The organism is Halorubrum sp. SD612 (assembly GCF_002135005.1).
Genome location: NZ_NEWI01000114.1, coordinates 1 through 8557, shown reverse-complemented (window position 1 = coordinate 8557; position 8557 = coordinate 1). Strand labels below are relative to the sequence as shown.

Genomic DNA, 8557 nt, shown 5'->3' with positions numbered 1-8557 from the left:
GGGCGCGCCCGCGGCCTGCGCTCGTGGACCGTGGGGGAGTCCGGGGGCCTCTCCCCGGACGGTTTACCCGCGGGGGAGGGCTCCCGGACCGCGGGCGCCCCTAGTCCCCGCCCGAGTACTCCCCGATGGGAGCGATGACAGCGCGGAGAACCCAGGCGCGTGACACCGGTCGCGAACGCGACCCGCCCGTCGCCGCGCAGGCGACCGCCCGCCACGAGGGTTTCCCGGTCGACGCGGCACGCCGCCGGAGATGAGACCGGTCGTTAGTGTCGCGGGCGACATTCCGACGCTCGACAGCGGCGCCGCAACGCACAACCCCTCGCGCGCCGAAGGCCCGACATGTCGAACACCCGCGGCGCCGGCCCCGCCGTCACTCTCGTCCGCAACGCCACGGCGCTCGCGACCGTGGACGGGACGACGTTCCTCGTCGATCCGCTGTTCGCGTCCGAAGGCACGCTTCCGCCGATCGACAACACCCCGAACGACCGGCGCAACCCGCTCGTCCCGCTTCCCGACGTCGACCTGTCGCACGACGCGGTGATCGTCACCCACCGCCACCCGGATCACTTCGACGACGCGGCCGCGGAGCGACTCGACGCCGACGTGCCGCTGTTCTGTCAGCCCGCGGAGGCAGACGCGTTCGTCGAGGACGGCTTCACCGACGTGCGACCGGTCGAGGAGACGGCGTCGTTCGACGGCGTCGCGCTCCGCCGAACCCCGGGCCGTCACGGACACGGGGAACTTGCCGAGCAGATGGGTCCGGTCTCCGGGTTCCTGCTTGACGGCGACGAGACGCTGTACCTCGCCGGCGACACGGTCTGGTACGACCCGGTCGCGGAGACGCTGGCGGAGTTCGACCCCGACGCCGTCGTGCTCAACGGCGGCGCGGCGCGGTTCAACCACGGCGAACCGATCACGATGGGCGTCGAGGACGTCGCGGCCGTGCGCGAGGCCACCGACGCCCCGGTCGCCGTGGTCCACATGGAGGCGATCAACCACTGCCTGCTCTCGCGCGAGGAACTCCGGGCGGAGACGGCGGACGTGCTGATCCCGGAAGACGGCGAGCGGATCGAGTTCTGACCGGCGCCTCGATCACCGCTTCAATTCGCTACGGAGCCTCGCAGCTCGCGATACCGCTCGCCGCGAGAAGGTCCAGGTGCGAGAATCGAACCCGGGCGAGACAGGCTCCGCTCGTCTCGCATGATTCAATCTCGCCTTCCGGACTTTTCGCTCCTCACTCCGTTCGTCGGAAAAGGTCCGGGTGCGAGAATCGAACCCGCGTCTCAGCCTCCACAAGGCTGAAGGATAGTCCACTACCCTAACCCGGACACGCGTCGTCTAGTACCCCGCTTCGATAAATAACGGTTACGACTCCCGGACGGGCGTGTGACGCGATGTCGTTCGAACCGCCGACGGTCTCTCGATCACCGCGTCGCTTTTGAGGGCTGCGGGCGTACAAATCGCTAACTGTGGCCATTACCGACAAGATCTACGTGAAGAACCACCGGCAGCTCGCCTCCCAGCTGGAGGCGAACATCCCGAAGGGGGCGTTCGCCGGCGCCACCCTCGACCTGCTGTTCACCGGCGACGGCCTCTCGAAGCTCGACGAAACGACCCGCGACCGCGTCCTCGACTTCGCCGAGGACTTCCTCGACTGCGACTGCGATTCGAACCCGTACTGCGGCTGCCCCGAGGAGAAGTTCATGCGCTATGTCCTCGAACTGCGCGCCGAGGGGCTCGGCCCGCAGGCCATCGTCGACGTGATGACCGACGATTACATGGTGTACGCGTACACCGGCGACGTGCTCTCGTTCCTCGACGACTCCGTCCGGAAGCTGGAGGCGATCGAGACGCTCGCGGACGTCGACGGCAACGAAGAAATGTCCGAGCGGGCGCGGCGGGCGAAGCGAGAGCTGTCCGGGTAGCGGTCGCGTACCGGGGGACGCTCGACCGCCTCGACCGTCCGTCACCGCCTGTCGACCCGTGCGCCCTTCTCGATCGCGAGGAGCGGCCGAACGGTCTAAGTGCGCGCGCGCCCGAAATCGGCTAATGAGTCTTCGGCCCGCGTGGCTAACGTTCAGGCGATACGCGGCGGCGACGACGGGGATGACGCTCGTCCTCTTCTCGCTCGGCGTCTACACCGCGGCGACCGGCTCCGGGCTGGCGTGTCAGGCCCAGTGGCCGCTGTGTTCCGACCAGCTCATCCCGGCGCTCACGATCAACCCCGACTTCATCGAGTGGTTCCACCGGGCGTGGGCGATGGTCACCGGCTTCCTCATCATCGGCGTCGCCGGGTGGACGTGGCTCGGGTCCGGGTTCGAGCGCCGGACCAAGCTGGCGGCGACGCTGGCGGTCGCTATCTTACCGCTCCAGATCACCGTCGGCGCGATCACCGTCACCCTCAGCGGGCTCATCCCGGGCGGGTACACCGTGTCCACGCACGCGGCGCACCTGTCCGTGGCGCTGATCATCTTCACGCTGCTCGGGCTGGCAACGATCTGGGGCGGCGGGCGCGGGAACGCGCGACTGCTCCGGGCGGCCGCGGGAATCGCCGTCGCCGGTATCGTCGCCAGCGCGGTCTTCTCGCGGGCAGTCCCGTTCCTCACCTACGCGCCGCCCGCGCAGGCCGCCTTCTACATCACCGGACTCGCCGGACACCTCGGGCTCGTCGCGGCCGTCGCGTACGCGACGGAGGCGGTCCGGGGCGGGTACGACGAGCTCGACGCCGGGACGGCCAACACCGTTCGCGCGTTGGCGGCCGGGTCGTTGGCCGCGCTCGTGGGCACGCTGCTGCTCGGCCGGGACCTCGTGTTGTACACCGCGACGTGGCAGCAGATCAACCTCGCCGTCTTGGCCGTCGCCGTCGCGCTCGCCGCGGGCGCGGCGTGGACCCTCCGCGACGCCGACGAGATGCGCGACGGGAGCGTCCCGATCGGCGGCGACTGATCGGGCCGCTCGCCGTCGGGTCGCGGCCCCGAACGGAGCGGCGTCTCTCCTGAACGACCCTGTCGAACCCCCGCAGTTCGGCAAATATTGCTATCTCGCGGCCGAAACGTTGAAATCGTGATCAACCGAGAAACGGTGTATGGACGAAAACCGTTCTGTGAACCGGCGACAGTACCTGACCGCGGTCGGCGCGAGCGGACTGGCGGCCACCGCCGGCTGTATCGGCGGCGGCGGCGGGGGCGGTGAGACGATCACCATCGGCTCCGACATCCCATACGCGCCCTTCGAGTACCGCAACGAGGCGGGCGACCTCATCGGATTCGACGTCGAGATCGCCGAGGCCGTGTTCGGCGAGCAGCTCGACATGGACTACGAGTTCCAGGAGACCTCCTTCGACGGGATCATCGCGTCGCTGAACAACGCGAACTTCCGCGTCATCATGAGCGCGATGACGATCAACGAGTCGCGCGCCGAGCGGGTCGACTTCTCGGACCCGTACTTCACCGCGTACCAGACCGTCCTCCTCTTGGAGGGCAGCGACATCGGCTCCCGCGAGGACCTCCAGGGCACGTCCGTCGGCGTCCAGCGCGGGACGACCGGCGAGGCCGCCGCCGAGGACCTCCAAGAGAAGTTCGGCGGCGACCTCCAGATCGAGAGCTACGACCAGATCAACGGCGCGTTCGACGCGCTGCTCAACAATCAGGTGGACGCGGTCATCAACGACAACACCGTGAGCGCCTCGTTCGCCGCGGAGAACGAGGAGGTCGTCTTCCTCGAGGGAGACGGGGTCGCGGCCGACCGCGACGACGCGCCGCCGTACCTCACGCTGACGATCGAGGAGTACGGGATCGCGTTCCGGCAGGACGACGACGACTTCCGAGAGGAGGTCAACGGGGCCCTCGCGACGATCCGTGAGAACGGGACGTACGAGGAGATCTACAACGAGTACTTCGACGGCTGAGTCTCCGGACCTCGCCGTCTCTACCTGATATCACATGGCAACACAGACAGAATCGGAGTCGAGCGGCGGCGGCGTACTGATGCGCGACCGGCTGGTGAAACGGGTCGGCGAGGTGGCCGCCGGGGGGTTCGTGCTGGCCATCGGGGGACTGTTGGCCTGGATCCTTTCGACGCAGGTCGACTACAGCCTGCTCGCCTCGCCGCTCATCGCGCGGCGGTTCGCGGAGGCGTTCTTCCTCGTCATCCAGATCGTCGTGATCTCGAGTCTCCTCTCCGTGTCGCTCGGCGTCCTCGTGGGGCTCGGCCGGATCTCGACGTCGAACGTCACCGGACGGATCGCGAAGGGGTACGTCGAGTTCTTCCGCGGCACGCCCCTGCTGTTCCAGCTGTTCGTCATCTACTTCGGCGTGCCGCGGCTCTGGGCCACCGGCGAGTTCCCCTTCACGGACTGGGCGATCCCGGCCGCAATCATCGGGCTCACGCTGAACCACGGGGCGTACGTCGGCGAGGCGATCCGCGGCGGGATCGACGCCGTCCCCAACGGCCAGATGGAGGCGGCCCGGTCGCTCGGGATGTCCCGCGTGATGGCGCTGCGGCAGGTCGTCCTCCCGCAGGCGTGGCGCAACGCGCTCGCGGCCATCGGCAACGACCAGATCATCCTCGTGAAGGACACCTCGCTGCTGACCGTCATCGCCGTCCCGGAGATCATGAGCGTGTTCCGAAACATCAACAGCAACCAACTGGACCCGTGGACCCCGCTCGTGTGGGTGTGCGTGCTCTACCTCGCGATCACGATGTCGATGAGCCAGCTCGTCAACGGACTGGAGCGCCGGTCGGACTGGGGGTCCGACAGCCGGATGTTCGGTCGGCTGTCGGGGCTCGGCTCCGGCGACGACGACGGGGGTGAGGAGGCGTGACCGGTCCGCTCGTCGAGTTTGACGGCGTCGACAAGTCGTTCGGCGACACGCAGGTGCTGTACGACGTCGACGTCGACGTCGACGAGGGAGAGGTCGTCGTCGTCATCGGACCGTCCGGGTCCGGGAAGTCGACGCTGCTCCGGTGTGCGAACCGGCTAGAGGAGATTCAGGGCGGCGACATCCGGCTCGACGGCCGGTCCGTGATCGAGACGGACGTCAACGAGATCCGACAGCAGATCGGGATGGTGTTCCAGTCGTTCAACCTCTTCCCGCACAAGACCGCGCTGGAGAACGTCGCGCTCGCCCCGGAGAAGGTGAAAGGCGAGCCGGAGGGCGAGGCGAAGCGGGCCGCGTCCGACCTCCTCGACCGGGTCGGGCTCGCCGATCAGGCCGAGTCGCACCCGGGCGCGCTCTCGGGCGGCCAGCAGCAGCGCGTCGCCATCGCCCGCGCGCTCGCGATGGAGCCGCGGGTGATGCTGTTCGACGAGGTGACGAGCGCGTTGGACCCCGAGCTCGTCGGCGAGGTGCTCGACGTGATCGAGGGACTCGCGGCCGACGGGATGACGATGGTCCTCGTCACCCACGAGATGGGCTTCGCCCGCGAGGTCGGCGACCGGATCGTCTTGATGGCCGACGGCCGAGTCGTTGAGCGGACCGAGACGCGGTCCTTCTTCGACGAGCCGTCGACGAACCGCGGTCAACAGTTCCTCTCGCGACTGCTGTAGGCCGCGCTCAGAACTCGGTAACGACCTCCACGCCCGCCACCTCGTACTCGTCCATCGCCGCGAGCCGGCCCGACACCTCCGGCAGTGACAGTTCGCGAGCGACCAGGGCGCCGGGGTCGATCCCCGTCGACTCGATCAGCACGAACAGGTCCGGGTAGCTCGTCGGCGGCATCCCGCGCGAGCCGAGGAACGAGATCTCCCACCGGGTCATCCAGTCGGTCGGGAGCGACACCTCGCCGCGTTCGGCGTCCGTCGTGAGCCCGACTTGGACGTGGGTGCCTCGGGGACGCAGCGACCGGACGGAGTTCCGACAGGTCTCGGCGATCCCCAGAGCGTCGAGCGAGACGTCGGCGCCGCCGTCGGTGAGGTCGCGGATTTGCTCGGGGACCGAACTTTCCTCCGGCAGCGACCCCGGACTCACGCTCTCGTCGGCGCCGAGCTCGCGAGCGAGCGAGAGGGCCGCGTCGTCGATGTCGACCGCGATCACGCGCGCGCCGAGCGCCGCGGCGATCTGGACCGCGGAGAGGCCGACGCCCCCGCAGCCGTGGACGGCGACCGCGTCGCCGCCGCTGACGTTCGCGCGCTCGGCGAGCGCGTGGTACGCCGTCATGTACCGACAGCCGAGCGCCGCGGCCGCGGTCGCGCCGAGCCAGGCGGGGCGCCCGACGAGGTTGTAGTCGGCGGCCGGCACCGCCACTCGCTCCGCGAACGCGCCCGGGGCGGCGGCCTCGAACCCCAGCGCGCGGCCGTCCTCGCAGACGTTGCCGGCCCCGCGGCGGCAGTGGGGGCACGTCCCGTCGCCGAGCGAGAAGGGGACGACCACGCGGTCGCCCGGGCGGAACCGGTCGACCTCGTCGCCGACCGCGACGACCTCGCCGGCCGGCTCGTGGCCGAGCACTTGGCCGCGCGGGACGCGGTCGTCCGCCCACTCCCCGTGACCGGCCCACGCGTGCCAGTCGCTGCGGCAGACGCCGCAGGCCTCCACGCGGACGACGGCGCCGTCGGGCTGCGGTTCGGGGTCGGGAAGCTCGCGAACCGCGAGCGGCTCCCCGTGGTCTCGAAGGATCGCAGCGCGCATACGGCGATCAATCGGCGGACGCGACAAAGGTCTCTCGGCGGTTCCGCTTCCGCGATCGATTTTTTCGTGTTATTTTGACTTGATCTCAGTGTATGACAAGTGATAGTTGAGTAATGTTTATGTGGACCGAGTAATCTGGTTGACACGTGTCACGACCGATGAAGCGACGGCCCGGGATCGCCTACCGCCGACCCGAGGGGGACCCCTCTCGGTTCGTGATCGAGGCGGGAGACGATCCGCGGGTCCACGCCCCGGAGCGGCCGGACGGCGGTTGGCTCGACTGCGTGGCCGACGAGGACCGCGACCGTCTCCGGGAGGCGCTCGAGACCGACCCCGTCGACGTGGTGTACCGCGTCGCGTCCGACAGTGAGCCGCAGTGGGTCCACGAGCGTGGCCGGGCGACCGAACGCGGCGACGTGGCGGGGTACCTCTTCCCCGCCGACGAGCGCGTCGAGCGCCGCAAACGGCTGGAACGACAGCGCGAGCGGCTGGAGGAGTTCGCGAGCGTCGTGAGCCACGACCTCCGGAACCCCCTCTCCGTCGCGGTCGGAAACATCGAACTGGCTGACGACCTCGACGGCGACGCGTCGACGGAGCAGCTGGACCGCGCCCTCGACGCCCTCGACCGCATGGACCACCTCATCGGCGACGTCCTGACGCTGGCGCGCGAGGGGAAAACGGTTCAGGCGACCGAGCCGACCGACCTGCGGTCGGTCGTCGAGAGCGCGTGGCGGACGACGGGCCGACCGGCCGACGCCGCGCTCGTCGTCGACGCACCGCTCCCGACGATCCGGTCGGACGCGGACCGACTCCGACAGGCGCTCGAGAACCTCTTCCGCAACGCGATCGAACACGGGACCTCGGACGAACCCGGCTCGGCCGGCACCGGCGGCGACGAGTCGGACCCAGACGAGCGCGGCGCGCCGAGGACGTTCGCCTCGGGAGCGGGGTCGCAGGCCGACGGCACTCCCTCGGACCCCGACGAGGCCGCGGTCCGCGTCCGGGTCGGGCGGACGCGCGAGGGGTTCTACGTCGCTGACGACGGGCCCGGGATCGACCCCGACCAGCGAGACGCCGTCTTCGATGCTGGACACACCACCGCGAAGGACGGGACGGGCTTCGGGCTCGCCATCGTCGAGCGAATCGCCGAGGCGCACGGGTGGACCGTCTCGGTGACGGAGGGCCGGGAGGGCGGCGCGCGGTTCGAGTTCTGCCGCGTGGATGCGATCGAGCCTGCGGGCGTGAGCGACGGCGGTTCGGGGCCGAGTTCGTCTCCCCTCAGCGGCAGCGGGAACCGGTGAACTACCCCCCGAGACCGGCTCACATGAAGTCGGTCAGCCCGGCCTGATCGTCGTCTTCCTCCTCGTCGGCCGCTTCGTCAGCGGCCGCGCCGTCCGCCGAGTCGCGCTGGTCGCTCCCGTCGGCGGTCGCCTCGGAGCCGTCGCGGTCCGGGTCGTCGGCCGCGCCCGAGTCGCTCTCGTCGTCTCGGCGGTCGGCCGCGGCGTGCGCGAAGGCGCCGTCCGCGTGCTCCTCGATCAGTTCCTCGCGGCGGGCCTGCGCGTCCTCGACGATCGACGCGACCTTGTTCGTCGACTCGCCGGAGCCGGTAACGAAGGCGACGCCCGCCTCGTCGAGGTCGTATGCGGCCGCCATCGCGACGGTCAGGTCGCGGGGCTTACAGTGGTGCGTGACGGTCTCGAGGAACGGGAGCACCTCGCGTCTGGCGGTCGCGACGCTACAGCCGCTCGCGCTGTCGTTCCAGCCGTTTGCGGCGCTCGACGCGCTCGTCGGCGGGGTACCTCTTCCCCGCCACGTCGCCGCGTTCGGTCGCCCGGCCACGCTCGTGGACCCACTGCGGCTCACTGTCGGACGCGACGCGGTACACCACGTCGACGGGGTCGTTCTCGAGCGCCTCCCGGAGACGGTCGCGG

At 69.9% G+C, this 8557-nt stretch carries 8 protein-coding genes, 1 tRNA gene and 2 pseudogenes; 7 read left to right on the top strand and 4 right to left on the bottom strand.

The window, feature by feature from the left end; all coding sequences use genetic code 11:
* The first annotated feature begins 339 nt into the window (after positions 1 to 339).
* Positions 340 to 1080, top strand: coding sequence for an MBL fold metallo-hydrolase (locus B9G38_RS12295; protein WP_086215745.1), 741 nt, complete (start codon positions 340 to 342; stop codon positions 1078 to 1080).
* A 175-nt stretch (positions 1081 to 1255) separates the two neighbouring features.
* On the opposite strand, the gene B9G38_RS12290 is transcribed toward B9G38_RS12295, so the two are convergent.
* Positions 1256 to 1328, bottom strand: a tRNA-His gene (locus B9G38_RS12290).
* A 141-nt stretch (positions 1329 to 1469) separates the two neighbouring features.
* On the opposite strand from B9G38_RS12290, the gene B9G38_RS12285 reads away from it, so the two are divergent.
* The 5 genes from B9G38_RS12285 to B9G38_RS12265 all read left to right on the top strand — a co-directional run bounded on the left by B9G38_RS12285 (position 1470) and on the right by B9G38_RS12265 (position 5548).
* Entirely contained in the window at positions 1470 to 1925 is a 456-nt protein-coding gene (locus B9G38_RS12285) for a DUF5814 domain-containing protein (protein ID WP_086220559.1), read from the top strand.
* Between the two features lie 124 nt (positions 1926 to 2049).
* The gene (locus B9G38_RS12280; protein ID WP_343122396.1) at positions 2050 to 2946 is read left to right on the top strand and encodes a COX15/CtaA family protein; all 897 of its coding nucleotides are present in this window, start codon (positions 2050 to 2052) and stop codon (positions 2944 to 2946) included.
* Positions 2947 to 3085: 139 nt separating this feature from the next.
* Positions 3086 to 3907, top strand: a complete 822-nt coding sequence (locus B9G38_RS12275; RefSeq protein ID WP_086220558.1) for a basic amino acid ABC transporter substrate-binding protein — start codon at positions 3086 to 3088, stop codon at positions 3905 to 3907.
* Between the two features lie 79 nt (positions 3908 to 3986).
* A complete protein-coding gene (locus B9G38_RS12270) occupies positions 3987 to 4823 on the top strand; it encodes an amino acid ABC transporter permease (RefSeq protein WP_049930713.1) in 837 nt (278 codons plus the stop codon).
* Entirely contained in the window at positions 4820 to 5548 is a 729-nt protein-coding gene (locus B9G38_RS12265) for an amino acid ABC transporter ATP-binding protein (RefSeq protein ID WP_086220557.1), read from the top strand. The genes B9G38_RS12270 and B9G38_RS12265 overlap by 4 nt, the downstream gene beginning before the upstream one ends.
* Before the next feature lie 7 nt (positions 5549 to 5555).
* On the opposite strand, the gene B9G38_RS12260 is transcribed toward B9G38_RS12265, so the two are convergent.
* Entirely contained in the window at positions 5556 to 6626 is a 1071-nt protein-coding gene (locus B9G38_RS12260; protein ID WP_086220556.1) for a zinc-dependent alcohol dehydrogenase family protein, read from the bottom strand.
* A 146-nt stretch (positions 6627 to 6772) separates the two neighbouring features.
* Here B9G38_RS12260 and B9G38_RS12255 point away from each other — a divergent pair, with 146 nt between their 5' ends.
* A complete protein-coding gene (locus B9G38_RS12255; protein ID WP_086220555.1) occupies positions 6773 to 7927 on the top strand; it encodes a HAMP domain-containing sensor histidine kinase in 1155 nt (384 codons plus the stop codon).
* Positions 7928 to 7946: 19 nt separating this feature from the next.
* Here the strand turns inward: B9G38_RS12255 and B9G38_RS12250 are convergent.
* Both B9G38_RS12250 and B9G38_RS12245 read right to left on the bottom strand, forming a co-directional pair.
* Positions 7947 to 8438 (bottom strand): annotated as a pseudogene (locus tag B9G38_RS12250) (replication factor C large subunit); the annotation flags it as partial.
* A pseudogene (locus B9G38_RS12245) lies at positions 8365 to 8557 on the bottom strand (sensor histidine kinase); the annotation flags it as partial. The pseudogenes B9G38_RS12250 and B9G38_RS12245, both read right to left, overlap by 74 nt.

Excerpts from the sequence above, each read along its gene's own strand:
- B9G38_RS12295 (WP_086215745.1), top strand. The coding sequence starts at position 340 with ATGTCGAACACCCGCGGCGCCGGCCCCGCCGTCACTCTCGTCCGCAAC.
- B9G38_RS12280 (WP_343122396.1), top strand. The coding sequence starts at position 2,050 with ATGAGTCTTCGGCCCGCGTGGCTAACGTTCAGGCGATACGCGGCGGCG.
- B9G38_RS12260 (WP_086220556.1), bottom strand. The coding sequence starts at position 6,626 with ATGCGCGCTGCGATCCTTCGAGACCACGGGGAGCCGCTCGCGGTTCGC.
- B9G38_RS12275 (WP_086220558.1), top strand. The coding sequence starts at position 3,086 with ATGGACGAAAACCGTTCTGTGAACCGGCGACAGTACCTGACCGCGGTC.
- B9G38_RS12270 (WP_049930713.1), top strand. The coding sequence starts at position 3,987 with ATGCGCGACCGGCTGGTGAAACGGGTCGGCGAGGTGGCCGCCGGGGGG.